Source organism: Actinomadura sp. WAC 06369 (assembly GCF_003947565.1).
In the GTDB taxonomy this organism is placed as follows: Bacteria; Actinomycetota; Actinomycetes; order Streptosporangiales; family Streptosporangiaceae; genus Spirillospora; species Spirillospora rifamycini.
In genome coordinates, this window is sequence record NZ_QHJN01000082.1 from 13,305 (window position 1) to 35,838 (window position 22,534).

General features: G+C 75.6%; 19 protein-coding genes. 10 read left to right on the plus strand and 9 right to left on the minus strand.

The genetic code is table 11. The features are described from left to right. Nucleotides 1–44: 44 nt before the first annotated feature. Complete coding sequence (locus DMH08_RS22030; protein ID WP_026405988.1) at nucleotides 45–539, minus strand: MarR family transcriptional regulator; 495 nt, start codon at nucleotides 537–539, stop codon at nucleotides 45–47. Nucleotides 540–639: 100 nt separating this feature from the next. Here DMH08_RS22030 and icmF point away from each other — a divergent pair, with 100 nt between their 5' ends. Both icmF and DMH08_RS22040 read left to right on the plus strand, forming a co-directional pair. Next, a complete protein-coding gene (gene icmF / locus DMH08_RS22035; protein WP_026405987.1) occupies nucleotides 640–3,876 on the plus strand; it encodes a fused isobutyryl-CoA mutase/GTPase IcmF in 3,237 nt (1,078 codons plus the stop codon). Next, nucleotides 3,873–4,655, plus strand: coding sequence for a helical backbone metal receptor (locus tag DMH08_RS22040; protein ID WP_125617425.1), 783 nt, complete (start codon nucleotides 3,873–3,875; stop codon nucleotides 4,653–4,655). Before icmF ends, DMH08_RS22040 begins: the two co-directional genes overlap by 4 nt. Before the next feature lie 15 nt (nucleotides 4,656–4,670). Here DMH08_RS22040 and DMH08_RS22045 read toward each other — a convergent pair whose 3' ends face one another. Beyond that, nucleotides 4,671–5,879 (minus strand): helix-turn-helix domain-containing protein, encoded by a 1,209-nt coding sequence (locus tag DMH08_RS22045; protein ID WP_125617427.1) that lies wholly within the window; start codon nucleotides 5,877–5,879, stop codon nucleotides 4,671–4,673. Between the two features lie 41 nt (nucleotides 5,880–5,920). On the opposite strand from DMH08_RS22045, the gene DMH08_RS22050 reads away from it, so the two are divergent. Genes DMH08_RS22050 through DMH08_RS41130 form a run of 5 tightly spaced genes read left to right on the plus strand, consistent with a single transcriptional unit; the run spans nucleotide 5,921 to nucleotide 11,701 of the window. After that, a complete protein-coding gene (locus tag DMH08_RS22050; protein WP_199747939.1) occupies nucleotides 5,921–6,808 on the plus strand; it encodes an enoyl-CoA hydratase-related protein in 888 nt (295 codons plus the stop codon). Between the two features lie 5 nt (nucleotides 6,809–6,813). Next, a complete protein-coding gene (locus tag DMH08_RS22055) occupies nucleotides 6,814–8,085 on the plus strand; it encodes a CaiB/BaiF CoA transferase family protein (protein WP_125617429.1) in 1,272 nt (423 codons plus the stop codon). A gap of 36 nt (nucleotides 8,086–8,121) precedes the next feature. After that, nucleotides 8,122–9,450, plus strand: a complete 1,329-nt coding sequence (locus tag DMH08_RS22060) for an MFS transporter (RefSeq protein WP_125617431.1) — start codon at nucleotides 8,122–8,124, stop codon at nucleotides 9,448–9,450. Continuing rightward, complete coding sequence (locus DMH08_RS41125; protein WP_199747940.1) at nucleotides 9,447–10,553, plus strand: acyl-CoA dehydrogenase family protein; 1,107 nt, start codon at nucleotides 9,447–9,449, stop codon at nucleotides 10,551–10,553. The genes DMH08_RS22060 and DMH08_RS41125 overlap by 4 nt, the downstream gene beginning before the upstream one ends. Then, complete coding sequence (locus DMH08_RS41130; RefSeq protein ID WP_199747941.1) at nucleotides 10,550–11,701, plus strand: acyl-CoA dehydrogenase family protein; 1,152 nt, start codon at nucleotides 10,550–10,552, stop codon at nucleotides 11,699–11,701. Before DMH08_RS41125 ends, DMH08_RS41130 begins: the two co-directional genes overlap by 4 nt. Before the next feature lie 82 nt (nucleotides 11,702–11,783). Here the strand turns inward: DMH08_RS41130 and fabG are convergent, their stop codons facing one another. The 3 genes from fabG to DMH08_RS22080 form a co-directional block, all read right to left on the minus strand. Beyond that, entirely contained in the window at nucleotides 11,784–12,554 is a 771-nt protein-coding gene (gene fabG / locus DMH08_RS22070) for a 3-oxoacyl-ACP reductase FabG (RefSeq protein ID WP_026405981.1), read from the minus strand. Between the two features lie 13 nt (nucleotides 12,555–12,567). Then, nucleotides 12,568–13,719, minus strand: coding sequence for an acyl-CoA dehydrogenase family protein (locus DMH08_RS22075; RefSeq protein WP_026405980.1), 1,152 nt, complete (start codon nucleotides 13,717–13,719; stop codon nucleotides 12,568–12,570). A 698-nt stretch (nucleotides 13,720–14,417) separates the two neighbouring features. Then, the gene (locus DMH08_RS22080; RefSeq protein ID WP_125617433.1) at nucleotides 14,418–14,750 is read right to left on the minus strand and encodes a DUF3099 domain-containing protein; all 333 of its coding nucleotides are present in this window, start codon (nucleotides 14,748–14,750) and stop codon (nucleotides 14,418–14,420) included. Nucleotides 14,751–14,818: 68 nt separating this feature from the next. Between DMH08_RS22080 and DMH08_RS22085 the strand changes: the two genes are divergently transcribed. Next, the gene (locus DMH08_RS22085) at nucleotides 14,819–15,031 is read left to right on the plus strand and encodes a dodecin (RefSeq protein ID WP_026405979.1); all 213 of its coding nucleotides are present in this window, start codon (nucleotides 14,819–14,821) and stop codon (nucleotides 15,029–15,031) included. Between the two features lie 121 nt (nucleotides 15,032–15,152). Here DMH08_RS22085 and DMH08_RS22090 read toward each other — a convergent pair whose 3' ends face one another. Both DMH08_RS22090 and DMH08_RS22095 read right to left on the minus strand, forming a co-directional pair. After that, the gene (locus tag DMH08_RS22090; RefSeq protein WP_051301635.1) at nucleotides 15,153–16,532 is read right to left on the minus strand and encodes a metallopeptidase TldD-related protein; all 1,380 of its coding nucleotides are present in this window, start codon (nucleotides 16,530–16,532) and stop codon (nucleotides 15,153–15,155) included. Between the two features lie 5 nt (nucleotides 16,533–16,537). After that, on the minus strand, nucleotides 16,538–18,037 hold the full coding sequence (locus DMH08_RS22095; protein ID WP_026405977.1) for a TldD/PmbA family protein: 1,500 nt from the start codon (nucleotides 18,035–18,037) through the stop codon (nucleotides 16,538–16,540). A gap of 188 nt (nucleotides 18,038–18,225) precedes the next feature. Between DMH08_RS22095 and DMH08_RS22100 the strand changes: the two genes are divergently transcribed. Beyond that, nucleotides 18,226–18,930: a beta-ketoacyl-ACP reductase gene (locus DMH08_RS22100; RefSeq protein ID WP_026405976.1), complete on the plus strand. Its 705-nt coding sequence runs from the start codon at nucleotides 18,226–18,228 to the stop codon at nucleotides 18,928–18,930. A gap of 4 nt (nucleotides 18,931–18,934) precedes the next feature. Next, nucleotides 18,935–19,723: an enoyl-ACP reductase FabI gene (gene fabI / locus DMH08_RS22105; RefSeq protein ID WP_026405975.1), complete on the plus strand. Its 789-nt coding sequence runs from the start codon at nucleotides 18,935–18,937 to the stop codon at nucleotides 19,721–19,723. 80 nt (nucleotides 19,724–19,803) lie between these two features. Here fabI and DMH08_RS22110 read toward each other — a convergent pair whose 3' ends face one another. Together DMH08_RS22110 and DMH08_RS22115 are read right to left on the minus strand one after the other, a co-directional pair. Further along, complete coding sequence (locus DMH08_RS22110; RefSeq protein ID WP_125617435.1) at nucleotides 19,804–20,502, minus strand: hypothetical protein; 699 nt, start codon at nucleotides 20,500–20,502, stop codon at nucleotides 19,804–19,806. A gap of 203 nt (nucleotides 20,503–20,705) precedes the next feature. Next, nucleotides 20,706–22,534, minus strand: a 1,829-nt coding sequence (locus DMH08_RS22115; RefSeq protein ID WP_325052938.1) for a helix-hairpin-helix domain-containing protein, incomplete at its 5' end; no start/stop codon positions are given.

Consider the following 22,534-nt stretch of genomic DNA (forward strand, 5'->3'; position numbering starts at 1 on the left):
CCCCTCCGTCCGGGCCGGTCGGCCCCGGGCGGCGGGGGCGGCGGTCAGTCCTCGACGTCGCCGGTGACGCGGCGGACGGGGTGGAGGGCGGCGCGGATGGCGGCGGCCCCCTCGGCGGGCAGGCCGGCGATCCCGAAGCCGGACGCGTTCAGCGCGGCCGTCGCGTCCTCGGCGAGGTCGCGGCCCGCGGGGGTGATGGTCGCGAGGACGACGCGGCGGTCGTCGGGGGAGGGGGCGCGGCCGACGAGGCCGCGGCCCTCGAGCCGTCCGATCACGTTGGTGACCGAAGCGGGGTGGACCATGAGCCGGGTGCCCATCTTGCCCATCGGGAGGGTGCCGGAGCGGGCGAACGCCAGCAGGCGCAGCGCCTCGTAGGCGGCGAACGTGAGACCGTACGGCTTGAGGACGGCCTCGATGCGGCTCAGCAGGAGCTGCTGGGCGCGCATCACCGAGGTGACGGCCGCCATGTGGTCGGCGTGCTCGGGCCAGCGGGCGCTCCACTGGCGGTGGGCCTCGGCGATGGGGTCGGGGGCGGGCATCGCACCACCGTATGTCGTCTTGACCGATTCGCGCACGGAAACTATTTTAGCTTCCAAATATTGGATGTCCAAGGGTCCACGGTCGGCCCGAGGGGCGGGGGTGGAGACGGTGACGGGTTCCTCCGGGGAACTGCACGTTCCGGTGCATCCGGTGCGGTTCGTGACGGCGGCGGCGCTGTTCGACGGGCACGACGCGGCCATCAACATCATGCGGCGCATCCTGCAGGCGCAGGGCGCCGAGGTGGTGCACCTGGGGCACGACAGGTCGGTGCGCGAGGTCGTCGACGCCGTGCTGGAGGAGGACGCCCAGGGCGTCGCGATCAGCTCCTACCAGGGCGGGCACGTCGAGTACTTCGAGTTCCTCTCGCGCAGCCTCAAGGAGGCCGGCGCCGAGCAGGTGCGGGTGTTCGGCGGCGGCGGGGGCGTCATCGTGCACGAGGAGATCGCCCGGCTGGCGGCCTCGGACGTGCGGATCTTCTCCCCGGAGGACGGGCAGCGCCTCGGCCTCCCCGGCATGATCAACGAGCTGGTCCGGGACTGCGACGTCGACCTCGCCGCCGAGCCCGCGACCGCCGACGCCGTCATCGCGGGGGACCGGCGCGCCCTCGCCCGGACGATCACCTGCCTGCAGGCCGGGCGGCTCCCGGACGCCGACCGCGCCGCGCTCGCCGACGCCGCGGCGGCCCGGACCGTCCCGGTCCTCGGCATCACCGGCACCGGCGGGTCCGGCAAGTCCTCCCTCACCGACGAGCTGGTGCGGCGGTTCCGCGTCGACCGGCGCGACGGGCTCCGCGTCGCCGTCCTGGCGGTGGACCCGACCCGGCGGCGCGGCGGCGGCGCCCTGCTCGGCGACCGCATCCGGATGAACGCCCTGGACGGCGACCGCGTGTTCTTCCGCTCGCTGGCCACCCGCGGCGCCCGCGAACTGCCCGACGGCACCGCCGACATCATCGCCGCCTGCAAGGCCGCCGGGTACGACCTGGTGATCCTGGAGACGCCCGGCATCGGGCAGGGCGACGCCGCGATCGTCCCGCTCGTCGACACGTCGCTGTACGTGATGACGCCCGAGTTCGGCGCCGCGTCCCAGCTCGAGAAGATCGACATGCTCGACTTCGCCGACGTCGTCGCGATCAACAAGTTCGAGCGGCGCGGGGCGCGCGACGCGCTGCGCGACGTCTCGCGCCAGCTCGTCCGCAACCGGGAGGCGTTCGGCAGCCGCCCCGAGGACATGCCGGTGTTCGGGACCAGTGCCGCGACGTTCGACGACGACGGCGTCACCGCCCTCTACCGGCACCTCGGCGGGCTCCTCGCCGAGCACGGGCTGCCGGCCGCGGACGGCGTGCTGCCGGAGGTCGACACCAAGGTCTCGACCGGCGCCGCCACCGTCATCCCGCCGAACCGCGTCCGGTACCTGTCGGAGATCGCCGACACCGTCCGCGGCTACCACGCCGAGACCGAGCGGCAGATGGCGGCCGTCCGGCGGGTGCAGCGGCTCGCCGAGGTCCGCGCCGAGCTCACCGACGCCGCCGAGGTCGAGGAGCTGCTCGAGCGGGCCCGCCGGGACGTCGACCCCCGCGACGCCGCGCTGCTCGAGGAGTGGCCGTCGGTCGTGGAGTCCTACTCCGGGGACGAGCAGGTCGTGCGGATCCGCGACCGGGAGCTGCGCACGCCGCTGACCCGCGAGTCCCTGTCGGGCAGCCGCATCCCCCGCGTCGCCCTGCCCCGCTTCACCGACCACGGCGAGCTGCTGCGGTTCCTGCGCAACGAGAACCTCCCCGGGAAGTTCCCGTTCACCGCCGGGGTCTTCCCGTTCAAGCGCGACAACGAGGACCCGGCGCGGATGTTCGCCGGGGAAGGCGACCCGTTCCGCACCAACCGCCGCTTCAAGCTCCTGTCGGAGGGGCAGCCCGCGACCCGGCTGTCCACCGCGTTCGACTCCGTCACCCTCTACGGCCGCGACCCCGACGAGCGTCCCGACGTCTACGGCAAGGTCGGCACGTCCGGCGTGTCCATCGCGACGCTGGACGACATGAAGGCCCTCTACGACGGCTTCGACCTGTCCTCGCCCACCACCTCGGTGTCGATGACGATCAACGGCCCGGCGCCGACGATCCTGGCGTTCTTCCTCAACGCCGCCATCGACCAGGGCCTCGACCGGTTCCGCGAGGAGGAGGGCCGCGAGCCGTCCGGCGCCGAGGCCGCGGAGATCCGCGCGCGGGTCCTGTCGACCGTCCGCGGCACGGTGCAGGCCGACATCCTCAAGGAGGACCAGGGGCAGAACACCTGCATCTTCTCCACCGAGTTCTCCCTGCGGATGATGGGCGACATCCAGGAGTGGTTCATCGCCAACCGCGTCCGCAACTTCTACTCGGTGTCGATCTCCGGCTACCACATCGCCGAGGCCGGCGCGAACCCCATCAGCCAGCTCGCGTTCACGCTCGCCAACGGGTTCACCTACGTCGAGTCCTACCTGGCGCGCGGCATGGACGTCGACGACTTCGCGCCCAACCTGTCGTTCTTCTTCTCCAACGGCATGGACCCCGAGTACAGCGTCCTCGGCCGCGTCGCCCGCCGCATCTGGGCCGTGGCCATGCGCGACCGGTACGGAGCCAACGAGCGCAGCCAGAAGCTCAAGTACCACGTGCAGACGTCCGGGCGCTCCCTGCACGCGCAGGAGATGCACTTCAACGACATCCGCACCACGCTGCAGGCCCTCATCGCCGTCTACGACAACTGCAACAGCCTGCACACCAACGCCTACGACGAGGCCGTCACGACGCCCACCGCCGAGTCCGTCCGCCGCGCCCTCGCCATCCAGATGATCATCAACCGGGAGTGGGGCCTGGCGATGAACGAGAACCCGCTGCAGGGCTCGTTCATCATCGACGAGCTGACCGACCTCGTCGAGGAGGCGGTGCTGACGGAGTTCGACCGGATCAGCGAGCGCGGCGGCGTGCTCGGCGCGATGGAGACCGGCTACCAGCGCGGCCGCATCCAGGACGAGTCGATCCTGTACGAGCACCGCAAGCACGACGGGTCCCTGCCGATCATCGGCGTGAACACGTTCCGCGCCCCGGACGGCGGCGACGGGACGCCCGACACGATCGAGCTCGCCCGCGCCACCGAGGAGGAGAAGCGCTCGCAGCTCGAGCGGGTCCGCGCCCACCGGGCGGCGCACCGCGACGAGTCCGGCGCGGCCCTCGCCGCCCTGCAGGACGCGGCCCGCTCCGGCGGCAACGTGTTCGCCGTCCTGATGGACGCCGCGCGGGTCTGCACCCTCCAGCAGATCACCGACGCGTTCTTCGAGGTCGGCGGGCAGTACCGCCGCAACGTATGACGGCTCCGCGGGGACCGGCGGGCGTTCCGCGCGACGACACCGGCCACCCGGTCCCCGTCCCGGACCGGGTGCGCCGCGTCGTGTCGATCGTCCCGTCCCTCACCGAGACCGTCGCGGCCGCCGCGCCCGGCCTGCTCGCCGGCGCCACCGACTGGTGCACGCACCCCGCGGACCTGGACGTCCCGCGCGTCCGCGGCACCAAGAACCCCGACGTGGACCGCATCGCCGCCCTGCGCCCGGACGTCGTCGTCGGCAACACCGAGGAGAACCGGCCCGCCGACGTCGACGCCCTGCGCGCCGCCGGTATCCCCGTGTGGATGACGCGGATCCGGACGGTCGAGGAGGCCCTCGGCTCGCTGCGCCGCATGCTCGCCGAGGGCTGCCGCGTCCCCGTCCCGTCCTGGCTGGACGACGCCGACCGGGCGTGGGCCGCCACCGCGCCCGGCCCGCCGCGCGCCGCGGTCGTCCCGATCTGGCGGCGCCCGTGGATGGTCGTCGGGCGCGACACCTTCACCGGCGACGTCCTCGCCCGCCTCGGCGTCGCGAACGTCTACGCCGACCACCCGGAGCGGTACCCGAAGATCCCGATCGGCGAGCTGAACGCGTCGGGGGCCGACCTCGTCGTCCTGCCGGACGAGCCGTACCGGTTCACCGCCGACGACGGCCCCGAGGCGTTCCCCGGCCTCGACTGCGTCCTCGTCGACGGCCGGCACCTCACCTGGTACGGGCCGTCGCTGGTCGACGCGCCGCGCGTGCTGGCGGAGCGGCTGGCCCGCTGACCCGGGCCGCGGCGGTCAGGGCGCCGCCGCGCGCCGGTGGTGCGCGACCGCGACGGCCGCGGTCAGCAGCCCGTCCGCCGTCGTGACGTCCACGCCGGTCAGCGCGTGCACGCGGGCCAGCCGGTTGTCGACGGTGTTGGGGTGCACGCCCAGCGCGCGGGCGGCGCCGCGCCGGTCGAGGTCCCGCGCGAAGTAGGCCAGCAGCGTCTCCCACAGCTCGGCGCGGCCCGCCAGCGGCGCCATCGCCGCGAGCAGGACGGGCGCGGCCCGCGAGTCGGCGCCGAGGTGGTACTCCAGCGCCACGTCCGCCAGCCGGTACGCGCCGGGCGGGCGGCCGGTGCCGCGCACGATCCGCAGGATCCGGCGCGCCGCGGCGGCCGCCGCCGGCGCCTCCCCGGGCGCCCGGACCGTCTCGGCGGCCAGCGTGACGGGCCCGCCCGCGGCCCGCCCGACCCGCTCGGCGAGCACCCCGGCGTCCACCTCGGCGTCCAGCGCCCCGGTGAGCAGCAGGACGCCGCCGGACGCGCGCAGGTCGGCGGGCGGCTCGGCCCCGTAGAGCCGCTCCAGGGCGTCCAGGATCCGCCGGGCCCGCCGGTGCGCCGTGACGCGCCGCGCCGCCGGGTCGACCTCGTCCGCCGCGGCGGGCGGCGGCTCGGGCGGCAGCTCCACGACCACGAGGGTGAGCACGGCGGGCACCTCGCCCTGGAAGTGGGCGACCAGCGGGGACGGGTCCCCGGCGAGGAGCGCGGACACGACCCGGGCGCCGTCGCGGGCGTACTCGGCGGCCGCGGTGCGGGCGTGCTCGTCGTACCCCGCGGCGCCCGCCTCCTGGAGGGCGTCGTTCACGTCGTGGGCGCGCCGCATCGCGGGGGCGAGCGCCGCCGGCGCGTCCGCGAGGGCCGCGCCCAGCTCGTCCCACAGCGCGTTCAGGCAGCCGTGCAGCGCCCGGATGTACTCCTGGAACGGCACCCCCTCCGCCGCCCGCTCGCGGGCGCGTTCCCGCACGAGCCGCAGGTCCTCCTCCCGGACGTCGCGGTCCAGCAGCGAGCCGAGCATGAGCCGCAGCGTCAGCCGGCACGTGCTCGCCATGACCGTCTGGAGCTGGAGGGGGATCCGGTCCCCGTACAGCGGCGAGCGCGCGGCGTAGTCCGCGACCACCGCGCGCGCCAGCGTCGGCACGCGGGGTTCCAGCCGCCGCACGACACCGGCGTAGCCCTCGGTCACGCGCGCCTCCGTTTCTGTGAATCGTCACAGCATATTGAGCCGTGCGCTGTGCCGGATCCGGATGGTGGGGGCCGGTCCGCGTCGCGAGCCTGGTGTGCACGTGGAAGGAGGCCACCGCCTTGCCCGACACCGGCTCGTCCCCGACCGTCCTGTACGAAGCGGCGCACGGCGTCGCGACGATCACTCTCAACCGCCCCGGGCGCCGCAACGCGCTGTCCCGCGAACTGTCGGCCGCCCTGACCGCCGCCCTGGAGGAGGCCGCGGGCGACGACGCCGTCCGCGCCGTGGTGCTCACCGGCGCCGGCGGGGCGTTCTGCGTCGGCGCCGACCTCGCGGGCGCCCCCGGGACCCGCGCCCTGACCGGCACGTCGCCGGACGGCGACCGCACCCGGCTGCTCGCGGGCACCCGCAACGCCGTGCTGCTGCACGAGATGCCCAAGCCCGTCGTCGCCGCGGTCCCGGGCGCCTGCGCGGGCGCCGGGCTGGCGCTCGCGCTGGCCTGCGACCTGCGGTACGCCGCCGGCACCGCCGTGTTCAACACCGCGTTCGTGGACGCCGGCCTGCCCGGCGACCTCGGCACGGCCTGGTTCCTGACCCGCGCGGCCGGTCCCGCCCGCGCCCGCGAGCTGCTCCTGCTGCCCGGCCGGCTCGACGCGCGGGCCGCGGCGGACGCGGGGCTGCTGCACGGCGTCGTCCCGCCGGACGCCCTCGCCGCGCACGCCGCCGGGATCGCCGCGCGGCTCGCCGCTAAGGCGCCGCTGGCCGTCGCCGACGCCAAGCGCGGCCTGCTCGACGCGCAGACCCTCCCGCTGGGCGACTACCTGCGCGCGGAGGCCGACCGGATGGTCCGCTGCGCCCACAGCGCCGACGCCCGCGAGGCCGCCGCCGCGTTCCTGGACAAGCGCGCCCCGCGCTTCGAGGGCCGGTGAGCGGCATGGCCGGAACGAGCGGAACGAGCGGTACGGAGGAAACGGCCGGGACGGGCGGGACGGGCGCGGGCGCGCCGCTCGCCGGGACCAGGGTCGTCGACTTCGGCCAGTACATCGCGGTCCCCGGCGGCACCCAGACGCTCGCCGACCTCGGCGCGGACGTGATCAAGGTGGAGCCGCCGGGCGGAGACCAGGCCCGCGGCATCGGCGCCTACGGCGAGGCGATCATGCGCGGCTACAACCGCGGGAAGCGCGCCGTCGTGCTCGACCTGCGCGACCCCGCCGACCGGGCCGCGGCGCTGCGGCTCGCCGCGTCCGCCGACGTGGTCGCGCAGAACCTGCGGCCCGGCGTGCTCGCCCGCTTCGGGCTCGGACCCGCCGACGTCCGCGCCGTCAACCCCCGCGCCGTGTACCTCACCGTCACCGGCTTCGGCACCGGCGGCCCGTCGCGCGCCCGTCCCGGCCTGGACATCGCCGCGCAGGCCGAGAGCGGCATCATGGCCGTCACCGGCGCCGCGGACGGCGAGCCGCAGCGCGTCGGGTTCCCCGTCGTTGACCACGCGACGGCGCTGGTGGTCGCGCAGGCGGTCCTGGCCGCGCTGCTGCGCCGCGAGCGGACCGGCGAGGGCGACGAGATCGAGGTGTCCCTGCTGGAGGTCGCCGTCCACCTGCAGACGGTCAACTGGGGCGAGTACGGCGTGACCGGCGCCGAGCCCGTCCGCACGGGCAACGGGCAGCCGAGCGCGGCGCCCGCCGCCGACGTGGTCGGCACCGCCGACGGCGCCGTCGTCGTCTCCGCCTACACCCGGGAGCGGTTCGCCCGGCTGTGCGAGCTGATCGGCCGCCCGGACATGGCCGCCGACCCGCGGTTCGCCGACAACGCCGCGCGCGTCGCGCACCGCCCCCTGCTGCTGGCCGCGCTGAGCGCGGCGTTCGGCGCGATGACCTCCGAGGAGGCCGTCGGGACGCTGGCCGCCGCCGGGATCGTCGCGGGCGCCGTCCGCGGCTACCGCGCGGTCCGCGCCGCCCCGGACGTCGCGGCGTCCGGCGTCTTCGTGCCCGCGACCGCCGCCGACGGCACCCCGTACGAGGTGCCCGGCCTGCCCTACCGGTCCGTCCGGTACGGGCGCCACGCGGCGCCCGGCCGCGTGCCGGCCCTCGGCGAGCACCACGACGCCGTCCTCGCCGAACTGGACGGGACCGCCCCCGCCGCCGGACCGGACGCCGCCGGACCGGACGCCGGACCGGACGCCGCCGGACCGGACGGGCGCGGCTGACGCCCGTCCCGTACCCTCCCACCCCTCGGAGACCTCATGGCTGTGAAAGACCGGGTCCGCGCGGCCCGCGACGACGGTGCCCGCGCGACGCGCCGGCGCGGCTGGACGATCACCGTCCTGTTCCTGCTGTTCATGCTCATCAACTTCGCCGACAAGGCCGTCACCGGCCTCGCCGGCGTCGAGATCAAGCGCGACCTCGGGCTGAGCGCCGAGCAGTTCGGGCTCGTGCAGAGCAGCTTCTTCTGGCTGTTCGCGGTCGGCGCCGTCGTCGTCGGCGGGCTCTGCGACCGGATCCGGGCCCGCTGGCTCGTCGCGGGCCTGATGGCGGTGTGGTGCCTGAGCCTGCTGCCGCTCGCCGCGCCGATCGGCCTCGGCATGCTGATGGCCTGCCGCATCCTGCTCGGCTTCGCCGAGGGCCCGGCCGCCGCGCTCGCCAACCGCGTCGTGCACACCTGGTTCCCCGCCCGCGAGCGCGGCCTGCCCAGCTCGGTCGTCATCACCGGCGCCGCGCTCGGCCCGCTGCTGGCCGCCCCGACCCTGAGCTGGGTCATCGACGCCTACTCGTGGCATGCCGCGTTCCTCGTCCTGGCGGCGGCCGGGGCGCTGTGGCTGGTGCTGTGGCTCCTGCTCGGCGGCGAGGGCCCCGAGGGCACGGCGGCCGAGGAGCCGTCCGGCGCGGAGTCGGACCGCCTGCCCGCACGGGTCCCGTACCGGACGCTCCTCACGTCCGGGACCGTGCTCGGCCTGACCGCCCTCGCGTTCTTCTCCTACATGAGCACGACGCTGAAGGTGAGCTGGCTGCCGGTCTACCTCGAGGAGGGCCTGGCGTACGACTCCCGCACCGCGGGCCTCCTGGTCGCCTTCCCGTACGCGGCGGCCGTGGTGCTGACGCTCGCCGTCGGCTGGTACTCGGGACGGCTGGTGCGGCGCGGCGTGCCGAGCCGCCTCGCGCGCGGCGCGCTGTCCGGGGCGCTCATCGCCGCGTCCGGGGCGTCGATGGTGCTGTTCACCCAGCTCGACCGGGGCTGGCTCCAGATGGCGTTCCTGACGTTGGCGTTCTCCCTCAACACCTCGGCGTGGGGCATCGTCGTCGCGGCCCTGTCGGACGTCGTCCCGCGCGCCCAGCGGGGAACGGTGCTCGGCGCGTTCATCGCCGTCTACAGCATGGGCGGGGTGCTCGCCCCGATGATGCTCGGCGGGTTCGTCGGCTCCGCCGCGACCGAGGCCGACGGGTACGGCACCGGGTTCCTCGTCACCGGCGTGGCCATGCTGGCCGGCGTGCTGGCGGCGCTGCCGTTCGTCGACCCCGAGCGCGACGCGCGCGGGTTCGCGAGGTTCGCCGCGGACGAGGGGAGCGACCGGTGACGCTCGCGATCACCCCGGAGCGGCGGGCGCTGCGCGAGGCGCTGCGCGACCTGCTCGCCCGCGCCTGCCCGCCCGCGGCCGTCCTCGCGGCCATGGAGACGCCGGACGGCACCGACCGCGCCCTGTGGGACGTCCTGTCCCGGGAGCTGGGGCTGCCCGGCCTGCTCGTCCCCGAGGACCTGGGCGGCGCCGGACTCGGCCTCCCCGAGCTCGTCGTCGTGCAGGAGGAGCTGGGACGGGTGCTCCCGTGCGTCCCCGCGTTCTCGACCGCCGTGCTCGCGCCGCTCGTCCTGCTGCACGCCGCCCCGGCGAGCGGCGCCGCGCGCGACCGCCTCGCCCGGATCGCGGCGGGCGGGACGACGGTCGCCGTGGCCCTCGGCGACGACCCGTCCCGCTGGGGCGGCGGGTACGGCGACGTGACCGCCGCGCCCGCGGGCGCGCTCACCGGGTGGGCGTCGTACGTGCCGGACGGCCACATCGCCGACGTCCTGCTGGTCACCGCCCGCGACCCCGGCGGCGCGACCGCGCTGTACGAGGTCGACGCGCGCGAAGCCGTCCGGTCCGTGCTGCCCGCGCTGGACCTGACCCGCCCGATGGCGGGGATCGTGCTGCGGGACGCCCCCGGACGCCTCCTCGCCCGCGGCGCCGGGGACGGGCTCGCGCGGGCGCTCGACCTCGCCCTCGTCGCGCTGGCCGCCGAGCACGTCGGCGGCGCCCGGCGCTGCCTGGACCTCGGCGTGCGGCACGCCGGGACGCGGGAGCAGTTCGGCCGCCCGATCGGAGCGTTCCAGGGGGTCAAGCACCTGTGCGCCGACATGCTCCGCGCCATCGAGCCCGCGTGCTCGGCCGTCCGCCACGCCGCCGCCTGCGACCCCGCCGACCTGCCCGAGCAGGCCGCGCTCGTCAAGGCGCACTGCCCCGGCGTGCACTTCGCGGCGGCGTGCGAGGCGATCCAGATCCACGGGGCGCTCGGCTTCTCCTGGGAGCACGAGCTGCACCTGCACTACAAGCGGGCCAAGTCCGGGCAGCTGCTGTTCGGCGAGACCGGCCACCACCTAGACGTGGTGGCGGCCCGCGCCGGATTCGGGGAGGACGGCCGATGACCGCCGAGGACCTGCGCGCCGAGGCGCGCGCGTGGATCGCCGCGCACCGCGACGCCGCCGTCCCGGCGGCCGGCGCGCACCCGCCGCACGACCACGTGCCGGACGAGCGCGACCGCCGCTGGCTGGACGCGGCCCGCGACGGCGGCTGGGTGTGCCTGTCGTGGCCCGCCCGGTACGGCGGCCGCGCCCTGTCCGAGCTCGAGATCATCGCGGTGAACGAGGAGTTCGCCCGCGCCGGGGTGCGGCGGCCCGACCTCGGGATGGGCGAGGCGCTCGTCGCCCCGGCGCTCCTCGTGCACGGCACGCCCGAGCAGAAGGACCACTTCCTGCCGCGCATCCGGTCCGGCGCGGACGTGTACTGCCAGGGCTTCTCCGAGCCCGAGACGGGCTCCGACCTGGCGGGCCTGCGCACGCGGGGGACCGTCGAGGGCGGCACCGTCCGCGTCACCGGCCACAAGATCTGGACGTCGCACGGGCTCCAGGCGAACATGATGTTCCTGCTGTGCCGCACCGATCCGGACGCGCCGCGCCACCGGGGCCTGTCGTACGTCCTGCTGCCGCTGGACGGCGGCGGCGTGGACATGCGCCCGATCCGGCAGCTCACCGGCGGCGCGGGCTTCTGCGAGGAGTTCCTCGACGGCGCGGCCGCCCCGCTGTTCAACGTGATCGGCGGGGTCGGCGGCGGCTGGCGCGTCGCGATGACGACCCTCGGCGCGGAGCGCGCGGGGGAGATCACCGGGCAGTACTTCGGCTACCGCCGCGAGTTCGAGGCCCTCGTCGCGCGGCTGCGGGGGCGGGGGCGCCTGCGCGACCCGCACGTCCGGCGGGCGCTGGCCGAGGCGTACGTCCGCGTGGAGCTGATGCGGTTCACCGGCCGGCGGGTCGCCGACGAGATGGCGGCGGGCGGGGACGTGTCCGCGCCGCTGGCCGTCGACAAGATCAACTGGTCGGAGTACCACTGCGACTTCGGCTCCCTGGCGCTGGACGCGCAGGGCCCGGCGGGGCTGCTGCGGCCGCCCGGCGACGGCTACCCGGTCGACGAGTTCCAGCAGGTGATGCTGGGCAGCCGCGGCCGCCGGATCGCCCGCGGCACCAACCAGATCCAGCGCGACATCATCGCCGAGCGGGTCCTCGGACTGCCCCGGTGAGGCGCCGCGCGCCCCGGCCGTCCGCGCGGACGGCCGGGGCGCGGGGGCGGCCGGTGGCGCGGCGCCCGCGGGAACGGTCCCGTCAGGCGCGGGGACCGCCCGCCACGTAGATGACCTGCCCCGAGACGAACGAGGCGTCGTCGCTCACCAGGAACGCGACCGTCCCGGCGATGTCCTCCGGGCGGCCGACGCGGCGCACCGGGATCTCCTTGGCCGCGGCGGCCTTGAAGTCCTCGAAGTCGACGCCGACGCGGGCGGCGGTCGCGGCGGTCATCTCGGTCTCGATGAAGCCGGGCGCGATCGCGTTCGCGGTGACCCCGAACTTGCCGAGCTCGATCGCGAGGGTCTTGGTGAAGCCCTGGAGGCCCGCCTTGGCCGCCGAGTAGTTCGCCTGCCCGCGGTTGCCGAGCGCCGACACCGACGACAGGTTCACGACGCGGCCCCAGCCCGCCTTCGTCATGTGCTCCTGCGCGGCGCGGCTCATCAGGAAGGAGCCCCGCAGGTGCACCGAGACGACCGAGTCCCAGTCGTCGTCGGTCATCTTGAACAGCAGGTTGTCGCGGGTGATGCCGGCGTTGTTCACCAGCACGACGGGCGGGCCCAGCTCGGCCGCGATCCGCGCCACGGCGGCGGTGACGGCGGCCGAGTCGGCGACGTCGACGCCCACGGCGAGCGCCGTCCCGCCGTCCTTCGCGATCGTCTCGACGGTGCCCGCGCAGGCGGCCTCGTCGAGGTCGCAGACCGCGACGGCGAAGCCCTCGCGGGCCAGCCGGACGGCGACGGCGGCGCCGATGCCGCGCGCGGCGCCGGTGACGACGGCGACCCGCGGGCCGCCGGTGGGGGTGTCGGTCATGGTGGGCCTCCCGTCAGACCTGGATGTCCTTGGCGATGATGGTCTTCAGCACCTCGCTGGTGCCGCCGTAGATCCGCGTGACGCGGGCGTCGGTGTACAGGCGCGCGATCGGGTACTCCAGGATGTAGCCGTAGCCGCCGTGCAGCTGCAGGCACTTGTCGACGACGCGCTGCTGCACCTCGGTGCAGAACAGCTTGGCGACGGCGGCGTCGGCGGGGGTGAGCTCCCCGGCGTCCAGCGCCTCGATCGCGCGGTCGATCAGGGAGCGGGCCGCCTCCACCTCGGTGGCGCACTCGGCCAAGACGAACTTGGTGTTCTGGAACGAGGACACGGTCTTGCCGAAGACGGTGCGCTCCTGCACGTACTTACGGGCGAACTCGACGGCGGCGGCGGCCGACGCGTAGGAGCTGGTGGCGATCCCGAGCCGCTCCTCGGCGAGGTTGTGGGTGAGGTACTCGAACCCGCGGCCCTCCTCGCCGAGCAGGTCCTCGACGGGGACGCGCACGTCGCTGAAGGACAGCTCGGCGGTGTCGGAGCTGCGCAGCCCGATCTTCTCCAGCTTGCGGCCGACCGCGTAGCCCTCGCTCTTGGTGTCGACGACCAGGATCGACAGGCCGGCGCGGCGGTTCTCGGGGGTGGCGGGGGAGGTGCGGGCGACGACCAGCATCCGGTCGGCGAGGACGCCGCCGGTGATGAACGTCTTGGCGCCGTTCAGGATGTAGTGGTCGCCGTCGCGCTTCGCGGTGGTCTGGATGCCGGCGAGGTCGGAGCCGGTGCCGGGCTCGGTCATCGCGATGGCGGTCATCATCTCGCCGGAGATGAACGGCGGCAGCCACCGCTTCTTCTGCTCCTCGCTCGCGTACTTGAGCAGGTAGGGCAGGACGAGGTTGACGTGGACGCCGTAGCCGCCGAAGCTCACCCCGGCGCGGGCGCACTCCTCGGAGACGACCGCCTGGTACTTGAAGCTGGTCTCCCCGGCGCCGCCGTACTCCTCGGGCACCTGGATGCCGAAGACGCCCAGCTCGCCGAGCTTGTTGTAGAAGCCGCGGGGCGGGTGCCCGGCGGCCTCCCACTCCTCGTAGTACGGCGCGACCTCGGCCTCGATGAAGTCCCGGATCGTGTCCCGGAAGGCTTCGTGGTCCTCGTTGAACAGGGTGCGGCGCACGCTGTGCCCCTTTCGCGGTAACTGCGGATCGCGTCACCGGCGGAACGCCGGCAGTTTTCGAACTTCGTTCTAGAACGGCATTGTAGCGTTCGCGGCCGGTGCGGCCGCCCCCGCCGAGGCCGCGGCGGCGGCGCCCCGGGACGGGCGCGCGGAGGAGCGCCTCGGATGACCGGGTGGTCGCACGCGCGGCGCTCGGCCCGTCCCGGGGATGCCGGAGGGGTGGGCGGGGCCGCTCCGGAGCGCGGAGGGCCGACGGCCGGGCGCCGGCCCGCCGCCGGTTCCCGCGTGAGCGGGCTGCACCGGTGCGCGGATCGTCCGGGAATGGATCACTGCCCTTCCGAACGAGCGCTTGTGAATTCCACTCCGCCGTCGTGCGGACGGCCCTCAGGAAAGGTTCGGACGGCGGCGGTTCCGGTCCCTGGCCGGAGCCGGACACGGCCGGCGGTTGCGCGGGCGGGCGCTATGTGCGGCGGCGCGCGCGGCGCCGCGCCGCGCGTCAAGCCCGCGGCGAGCGCGGGTCACGGGGAGGTGCCGGGAGATAAAAAGCGGCGCCGGGTGGATACGGGGGCAATCCACCCGGCGCCGCGTCATCGGTGTTCCGACGGGGGCCCGGAACACCGGCACGGGCGCTCCGACGGGGGACCAGAGCGCCGGTACAAATCGTACACCGAAACCCCCCGCGGTTAGTCAAGAGAATGTCACGACCCGATTTCCGGTCGCCGACCGGAAATCGGCTTCTGTTCCGCTCCCTCGGCGTCGTCGAAGCGTGCCGTCGGCGTCGGCTCCCGCCCGCCGTTCGCGAAGATCACGCTGACGTAGGGCAGGAACAGCGCGCCGACCACCATGAGCGCCACGAGCCAGAACGGGGCGCCGGCGATCGCGCTGAGCACCGCGCCGGCGAAGCAGCCGGTCCGGACGGCCATGGACACCAGGTAGCGGCGCTGCCGGTACCCGATGTCCTCCGACATCGGCCGGGGCGCGTTGGTGACCGTGTAGACCTGCTCGGCCTCCCGGCGGTGATTGAGCTTCACGTTTCCAAGGTAAGCCCATGACGTCCGACATACGACAGCAGGACGGTCAAGACATCGGGAGGATCGAGATGACCGATCGCACCTACCGGGTGACCGAGATCGTGGGCACCTCGCCGGAGTCGGTGGAAACCGCCATCCGCAACGGCATCAAACGCGCGAACGAGACCCTGCGCCACCTGGACTGGTTCGAGGTGAAGGAGGTCCGCGGGCAGATCGAGGACGGCGACGTCGCCCACTACCAGGTCACGATGAAGATCGGCTTCCGCCTCGAGGACGCCTGAGGCGCGCGGCCCGGCACGGCGCCGCACGGCGTCACGCGGCGCCCCACGGCCCCGCACCGTGCCGGCACGGCGCGGCCGGACCCCCGGTGCCACCGGGGCCCGGCCGCGCCGTGCGGCGCCCTCAGGACGCCTGCGACACCGTCGACATGTTGAAGTCGGGAACCCGCAGCGCCGGCATGGCGGCGCGGGTGAAGTAGTCCGACCACTCGCGCGGCAGCGTCGGCTCGGTCCGGCCGGCCTCGGCGATCCGGCCCAGCAGGTCCACCGGGCTCTCGTTGAACCGGAAGTTGTTGACGGCCCCGACGACCTCGCCGTCCTCGACGAGGTACACCCCGTCGCGGGTGAGTCCGGTCAGCAGCAGGCTCTGCGGGTCGACCTCCCGGATGTACCACAGGCAGGTCAGCAGCAGCCCCCGCTCGGTGCGGGCCACCATCTCCTCCAGGGACGCGCCGCCGCCCGGCGCCGTCATCGCCAGGTTGTCGATCGGCGGCGTGACGGGCAGGCCGGTGCGGTCCGCGGACCGCCGCGTCTGGGTCAGCGCGGCCAGCTCGCCGTCGCGGATCCAGTCGGTGGCGCCGAGCGCGACACCGTTGTCGAACACCGACGACTCCCGGCCCGACGCGTGCGCCACGACGAACGGGGCGCACTCCATGCCCGGCGCGGCCGGGTCGCTCGACAGCGTGATCGGCAGGTTCGCCAGCCGCTCCCCGACGCGGGTGCCGCCGTCCGGCGCGCTGAACACCGTCCGCCCGTCCGCGGCGTCCTGCGCGCCCGCCGACCAGTACAGGTACACCATGAGGTCGGACACGGCGCTCGGCGGCAGGATCGTCTCGTAGCGCCCGGCGGGCAGGTCGAGGCGCCGCTTGCCCCAGTCGAGGCGCCGCGCGAGCCCGGCGGCGAGCCCGTCGACGTCCACGTCGGTGAAGTCGCGGGTGCCGACGCCCGCCCACGCCGAGCCGCCCTCGCCCTTGGCGTTGAGCTCCAGCAGCCCCGTCGGCTGGTCGTGGCGGGCGCGCAGCCCGGCCGAGCTCCCCACGAACGTGGACGTCAGCACGTGGTTCGCGAACCCGTACAGGCGCCGGTCGGCGGCCTGCGCGGCGGCGAACGCCTCGCCGAGCGCGGGCGCGACCCGCTCGAACACGCCGATGCCGGTCTCGGCCGGCCCGGCGTCCCAGTCGCCGGCCCCGGCGGGCGCCGCGGCGACGAGCGGGGCGGCGTCCTCGGCGGGCGCGTTCCCGGCGGCGTCGGCCTCGGCGGCGCGCACCAGGTCCTCGATGCCGCCGGCGTCGACGGCCGCCCGGGACACCACGCCCGCGGCGACGCCGCCGCCGGTCTCGCGCAGCGCGATGACGGTGAGGCGGCTGGAGCGGGTGACGCCGTTGGTGGTGAGGGTGTTGCCGGCCCACCGCAGGTTCGCGGTGCCGGTCTCGTCGGCGATGACGATGCAGTCGTCGGCGCGCGACAGCTCGAGCGCCTTCTCGACGGCGTCCTGCGGCCTGATCGTGCTCACTGCCCGCCCTCCTTCACCGTGTTGAGGATGTTGACGCCGCGGAACAGCGCGGACGGGCAGCCGTGGCTGACCGGCGCGACCTGCCCGGGCTGGCCCTTGCCGCAGTTGAACGCGCCGCCCAGCACGTACGTCTGCGGGCCGCCGACGGCCTCCATCGAGTTCCAGAACTCGGTGGTGGTGGCCTGGTAGGCGACGTCGCGGAGCTGCCCGGCGAGGCGGCCGTTCTCGATCCGGTAGAAGCGCTGCCCGGTGAACTGGAAGTTGTACCGCTGCATGTCGATCGACCAGCTCTTGTCGCCGACGATGTAGACGCCGTTCTCCACGCCGCCGATCAGCTCGTCGGTGGACGGCCCGTCCGGCGCGGGCGCCAGCGACACGTTCGCCATCCGCTGGATCGGCATGCTGGACGCGGCGTCGGCGAACGCGCACCCGTTGGAGCGGTCCGCGCCGGTGAGGCGGGCGATGCGCCGGTCGGTCTGGTAGCCGGTGAGGACGCCGCCGGAGATGATGTCGAACGACCGCGTCGCGACGCCCTCGTCGTCGTAGCCGATGGTGGCGAGGCCGTGCTCGGCGGTGCGGTCGCCCGTCACGTTCATGGCGTCCGACCCGTACTTCAGCGTCCCGAGCAGGTCGGGGGTGGCGAACGAGGTGCCCGCGTAGGCCGCCTCGTAGCCGAGGGCCCGGTCGAGCTCGGTGGCGTGCCCGATGGACTCGTGGATCGTCAGCCACAGGTTGGACGGGTCGACGACGACGTCGTAGCGGCCCGGCTCGACCGACGGCGCGGCCAGCTTCTCGGCGAGCAGCTCGGGGATGCGCGCCAGCTCCCCGTCCCAGTCCCAGTGGGCCCCGGTCAGCCACTCCCACCCGTATCCGGCGGGCGGCGCGATCGTCCGCATCGTGTCGAACGCGCCGTCGGCGATCCCGACGGCGTTGACGACCGGGTGGAGCCGCACCCGCTGCTGGGTGGTGACGGTCCCGGCGAGGTCGGCGAAGAACTTGTTCTCCTTGACCTGCAGCAGCGTGGCGTCCACGTGGTCGACGCGGTCGTCGGCCAGCAGCCGCCGCGACCAGTCGGTCAGCAGCGCGACCTTGTCGCCGGTGGGGACGGCGAACGGGTCGGTCTCGTACGCCGACACCCACGTCCGCTCCCCGTGGACGGGTTCGGGCGCCAGCTCGATCGGCTCCCGGTTGACGGGACGGGCGACGGCGGCGACCTCGACGGCCTGCTCGGCGACGCGGGCCGCGCCGTCCGGCGTCAGGTCGATGCCGGCGGCGAACCCCCAGGTGCCGTCCTTGACGACGCGGACCGACAGGCCCACGTCGTCGGCGTCCAGCGCGGTCTCCAGGGCGGCGTCGTGCAGGCGGAGGGTCTGGCTGCGGATGCGCTCGAGGCGGAAGTCGGCGTGCTCGGCGCCCAGTTCGCGGGCCCGGGTGAGGGCCGCGTCGGCCAGCGCGCGCAGCGGCAGCGCGGTGAAGGCGGGATCGATGTCATGCACTCTTCGCAACCTACCGCCCGGGCCGCCGCCCCGGCCCGCAAGCGCGGCCGAACAAAGCGGCCCGGCGGATCTTGTCGGTTCGGCACATCTTCGCCGCCCCGCGCGGGCCGCTAGGTTGGTGCGCTGTCATCACCGGACGACGGGTCGCGACGGCCCGCGCACCGCAACAAGTCGACGAGAGGGTCGTGATGAGTCGCTCTGTCCTCGTGACCGGGGGTAACCGGGGCATCGGCCTGGCGATCGCCCGCGAGCTCGCCGCCGCCGGAGACGCGGTCGCCGTGACGTACCGGTCCGGCGAGCCGCCGGAGGGCCTGTTCGGCGTCAAGTGCGACGTCACCAGCGCCGAGGACGTGGACGCGGCCTTCGGCAAGGTCGAGGCCGAGCAGGGGCCCGTCGAGGTGCTCGTGGCCAACGCCGGGATCACCAAGGACACGCTGCTGGCGATCATGAGCGAGGAGTCGTTCACCTCGGTCCTGGACACCAACCTCACCGGCGCGTTCCGGGTCGCCAAGCGCGGCGTGAAGGGCATGATGCGCAAGCGGTCCGGGCGCATCGTGCTGGTGTCGTCGGTCGTGGGCCTGATGGGCTCCCCGGGGCAGGCGAACTACGCGGCGTCCAAGGCCGGCATGGTCGGGTTCGCGCGGTCGCTGGCCCGCGAGCTGGGGTCGCGCGGCATCACGGTGAACGTGGTCTCGCCCGGGTTCGTCGACACCGACATGACGCAGGTGCTGACCGAGGACCAGCAGAAGGGCATCCTGTCGGCGATCCCGCTGGGGCGGATGGCGCAGCCGGAGGAGGTCGCCAAGGCCGTCCGGTTCGTGGCGGGCGAGGACGCCGCCTACATCACCGGGGCCGTGATCCCGGTGGACGGCGGCCTGGGAATGGGGCACTGAGGTCATGGGAATCCTCGAAGGCAAGCGCATCCTGGTCACCGGTGTCCTCACCGACGCCTCGATCGGCTTCCACATCGCCCGGATCGCGCAGGAGCAGGGCGCCGAGGTCGTGCTGACGGCGTACCCGCGCCCGACCCTCACCCAGCGCACCGCGAAGCGGCTCCCGTCCGGTCCCGACGACGTCCCGCCGGTGCTGGAGCTGGACGTCACCGACAGCGCGCAGCTCGAGGGCCTCGCCGACAACCTGCGCGGCGTCGGGTTCGACCGGCTCGACGGCGTCGTCCACGCGATCGGGTTCGCGCCGCAGACGGCGCTCGGCGGCAACTTCCTCGACACCCCGTGGGAGGACGTCGCGACCGCCGTGCACGCGTCGACGTACTCGCTGAAGTCGCTGACGATGGCGTGCCTGCCGCTGATGAAGGACGGCGGCTCGGTCGTCGGCCTCGACTTCGACGCGACCAAGGCGTGGCCGGTCTACGACTGGATGGGCGTCGCGAAGGCGGGCCTGGAGTCGTGCGCCCGCTACCTGGCCAAGTACCTCGGCCCGCAGGGCGTCCGCGTCAACCTGGTCGCGGCGGGCCCGCTCGCCACGATGGCCGCCAAGAGCATCCCCGGGTTCGAGGGCATGACGGAGCTGTGGCCGAAGGCGGCGCCGCTCGGCTGGGACATCAAGGACTCCGAGCCGACGGCCCGCGCCTGCGCGATGCTGCTGTCGGACTGGTTCCCGGCGACCACCGGCGAGATCGTCCACGTGGACGGCGGCCTGCACGCCATCGGCGGCGTCTCCGACTGACCCGGCGGCCTCCGGGGCGTCTTCCGGGCCCGGCTCCCGCGCGGGGGCCGGGCCCGTGCCGTTCCCGGAAGCGCCGGACCTCAGCGGCGGGCGCGACTCCGGGTCCGGTTCCGGGCGGGGACCGGCGCGGTGGCGTGGCGGGCGCGCAGGACGCGCCCGGTGACGCTGAGGTGGAGGGCGGCGACGGCGCCCGCGGAGGCGGCCGCGGCGGCGACCCACACGGCCCGGTCGGTCTGTTCGCCCGTCGCGGCCACGGGCGCGACGAGGCGGGTCTGCGGCCGGGCCGCCGCGACCGGCTCGGGCGCGACCTCCGGTGCGGGCAGGACGCCGCCCGCCGGTTCGGGCGCGGGGACCTCGCCGTCCGCCGCGGCGGGCGGCGCCTCCCCGGCCGGGATCTCCGGGTCGGGCGGCGGCGCGCCGCCGCCCCCGGCTCCCGCCGCCTCGCCGCGCTCCGGTTCGGGTTCGGGCGCGGGCTCCTCCGGTTCGCCGGCGGGCTCGGACGGCTGCGCCGGCGCCGACGACGAGGGAGGCGACGAGGGAGGGGGCGTCGGGTCGGGGGAGGGGGTCTCGGGGCTCAACGACTCGCGAATGTTGCCGAGTTGGCACTTCCAATTCTCGATCGTGCTCGCCGGGTCGGTGCCCTCCTTGCACACCTCCGGTTCCCCGGCCGCGTGCGCGGCGGGGGCGGTGAACAGCAGGGCGAGGGCGCCGGCCGAGACCGCCGCCGACGCGGTCCCCGCGCGCACGAGCCGCCTGGCTCCGGATCGCCGTTCGGGCATGTCGCTTCCTCCGCCTGGGGGTCGACGCCGTGCCCGGCGGGCCCGGGGCGGGCTCGGGACACGGCGGTCACGGTCAGGTCCGCGCCATCGGCCCGATCCTGCCCCGGGAGACACCTCCCGTAAACCTCCCGCGCCAGTGACCGCTTACTTCGACGGCCGCCGCGTCCTGTGTCGCGTCCTGATCCTGTGTCGCGACCTCGCGGTCACTGTGCGACGAGGCGGGCGAGGCGGGTGCGCCGCTCGGGGGCCTCCGTCTCGCGGACGGCGCGTGCCAGCGCGGGCCCGGCGGCCTGCACGACCGACAGGTGCCGCACGGCCCGGCCGAACGCGGTGACGGCCAGCGGCCGCGACAGGCCCGCGTCCGGCAGGACGGCCACGACGGCGGGCCGGCGCGCGCCGCGCGCCTGCGCGACGGTGACGGCCCAGCCGTGCCGCAGCCGCGCCGCGTCGGCGGGGGAGAGGACGGCCGCGCCGCCGGGGAACTCGACGTCGAGCCCGTGCGGCCCGCCGCCCGCCACGACGCCGGTCTCACCGAGCGCGGCGTGCGGCAGCGGCGCCGCCACGACCACCCGGTCGCCGGCGTCGAACCCGCCGAACGCGCCCGGGCCGGGGTTCAGCCGCTCCTTCAGCGCGGCGTTCAGCGCGCCGGTGCCCGCCGGGCCGCCCGCCGCGACCGCGACGACCTGGACGTCCTCCACGGGGATCTCCAGGGCGCGCGGGATCGAGTCGGTCACCAGCTGGACGGCGCGGTGCACCGCCTCGGCCGGATCGGCGGCCGGGACGATCACGACCTCCCGCCCGGGGGCGTCCACGGCGGGCAGTTCCCCGGCCCGCACCGCCTCGGTCAGCTCCGCGACGGGGTCGCCGGGCGGCGTCGCGTCCAGTTCCACGACCGGCACGGTCTCCGACGCCTCCAGGTCGTCCAGCGGGCGGCCCGGCCCGGCGGGCGGCAGCGCGCCGGGCTCCCCGCACAGCACCAGGTGCGCGCCGTCGGGGCACGCCTCGGCCAGCACGGCGCACAGTTCGACGTCGAGCCCGGCGGCGTCCGCGACGATGACCAGGTCGAGGTCGAACGGGTGCCGCTCGCCGCGCCCGTACACGACCGCGCCGGGCGCGGCGGACGGGTCGCCGACCGGTTCGAGCAGCCGGTGCAGGCTCGCGATCACCGGTCCGCCGCCCGCGCCGCCGGGCTCCGCGGGCAGCGCGGCGGCCAGGTCGGCGGCGGCGCGGTCGGTGGGCGCGGCGACGGCGGCCCGCACGCCCCGCGACGCGGCGGCGCGCGCGATCCCGACGGCGGTGCGGGCGAGGTCGCCGGGCGTGCCCCGCAGGACGCTCACGCCGGTGCCGAGCGCGGCGGTGAGGGCGAGGGAGCGGTCCTCGGCGAGGCGGGCGCGCAGGTCCTTGACGGACGCGTCGTCCAGCAGCGGCCCGGCGGTGACGGTGAGCCGCTGCAGGCCCTCGGCGGCGGCCTCCTCGGCCAGCGCCCACCGGGCGGCGCCGAGGGACTCCTCGGGCTCGGGCGGCGCGGCGTCCTCGCCGTCGTCCCCGAAGTCCTCGTCGAACCGGGGCTCCTCGGTGAGCGGCACGACCTCGCCCTCGTCCAGCGCGGCCTCGACCGCGCGGGGCGGGTCGGCGACGCCGAGCCGCGCGAGCCCGTCGAGCACGTCGGGGAGCGGCGTGACGGTGTGCCCGTCGCGGGCGGCGCCGGTGAGCAGGTGCAGCACGAGGGCCCCGCCGCGGCGCGGGTCGTCGGGGCGGGCGTCCGGGCCGAGGACGGCGCGGGCGAAGTGGTCGGCCTGCTCCGGGCGGACGCCGGGGACGCGCAGCAGCCGCCACGGGTCGGCGCGCAGCCGCGCGGCGGCGGCCGGGCCGAGCCGCGCGGCGGTGCGGGCGGTGAGCGCCGGGGGCGCGCCCGCCTCGGCGAACAGCTCGGTGAGGGCGCGCAGGCCCTCCTCCGCGCTGGGCAGCGGCCCGGACGGCTCCGCGGCGGGGGCGGGCGGCGGCGCGGGGGCCGCCGCCGCGGGCGCCCCGG

Excerpts from the sequence above, each read along its gene's own strand:
- DMH08_RS22030 (WP_026405988.1), bottom strand. The coding sequence starts at position 539 with ATGCCCGCCCCCGACCCCATCGCCGAGGCCCACCGCCAGTGGAGCGCC.
- DMH08_RS22040 (WP_125617425.1), top strand. The coding sequence starts at position 3,873 with ATGACGGCTCCGCGGGGACCGGCGGGCGTTCCGCGCGACGACACCGGC.
- DMH08_RS22055 (WP_125617429.1), top strand. The coding sequence starts at position 6,814 with ATGGCCGGAACGAGCGGAACGAGCGGTACGGAGGAAACGGCCGGGACG.
- DMH08_RS22060 (WP_125617431.1), top strand. The coding sequence starts at position 8,122 with ATGGCTGTGAAAGACCGGGTCCGCGCGGCCCGCGACGACGGTGCCCGC.
- DMH08_RS41130 (WP_199747941.1), top strand. The coding sequence starts at position 10,550 with ATGACCGCCGAGGACCTGCGCGCCGAGGCGCGCGCGTGGATCGCCGCG.
- fabG (WP_026405981.1), bottom strand. The coding sequence starts at position 12,554 with ATGACCGACACCCCCACCGGCGGCCCGCGGGTCGCCGTCGTCACCGGC.
- DMH08_RS22085 (WP_026405979.1), top strand. The coding sequence starts at position 14,819 with ATGACCGATCGCACCTACCGGGTGACCGAGATCGTGGGCACCTCGCCG.
- DMH08_RS22100 (WP_026405976.1), top strand. The coding sequence starts at position 18,226 with ATGAGTCGCTCTGTCCTCGTGACCGGGGGTAACCGGGGCATCGGCCTG.
- fabI (WP_026405975.1), top strand. The coding sequence starts at position 18,935 with ATGGGAATCCTCGAAGGCAAGCGCATCCTGGTCACCGGTGTCCTCACC.
- DMH08_RS22110 (WP_125617435.1), bottom strand. The coding sequence starts at position 20,502 with ATGCCCGAACGGCGATCCGGAGCCAGGCGGCTCGTGCGCGCGGGGACC.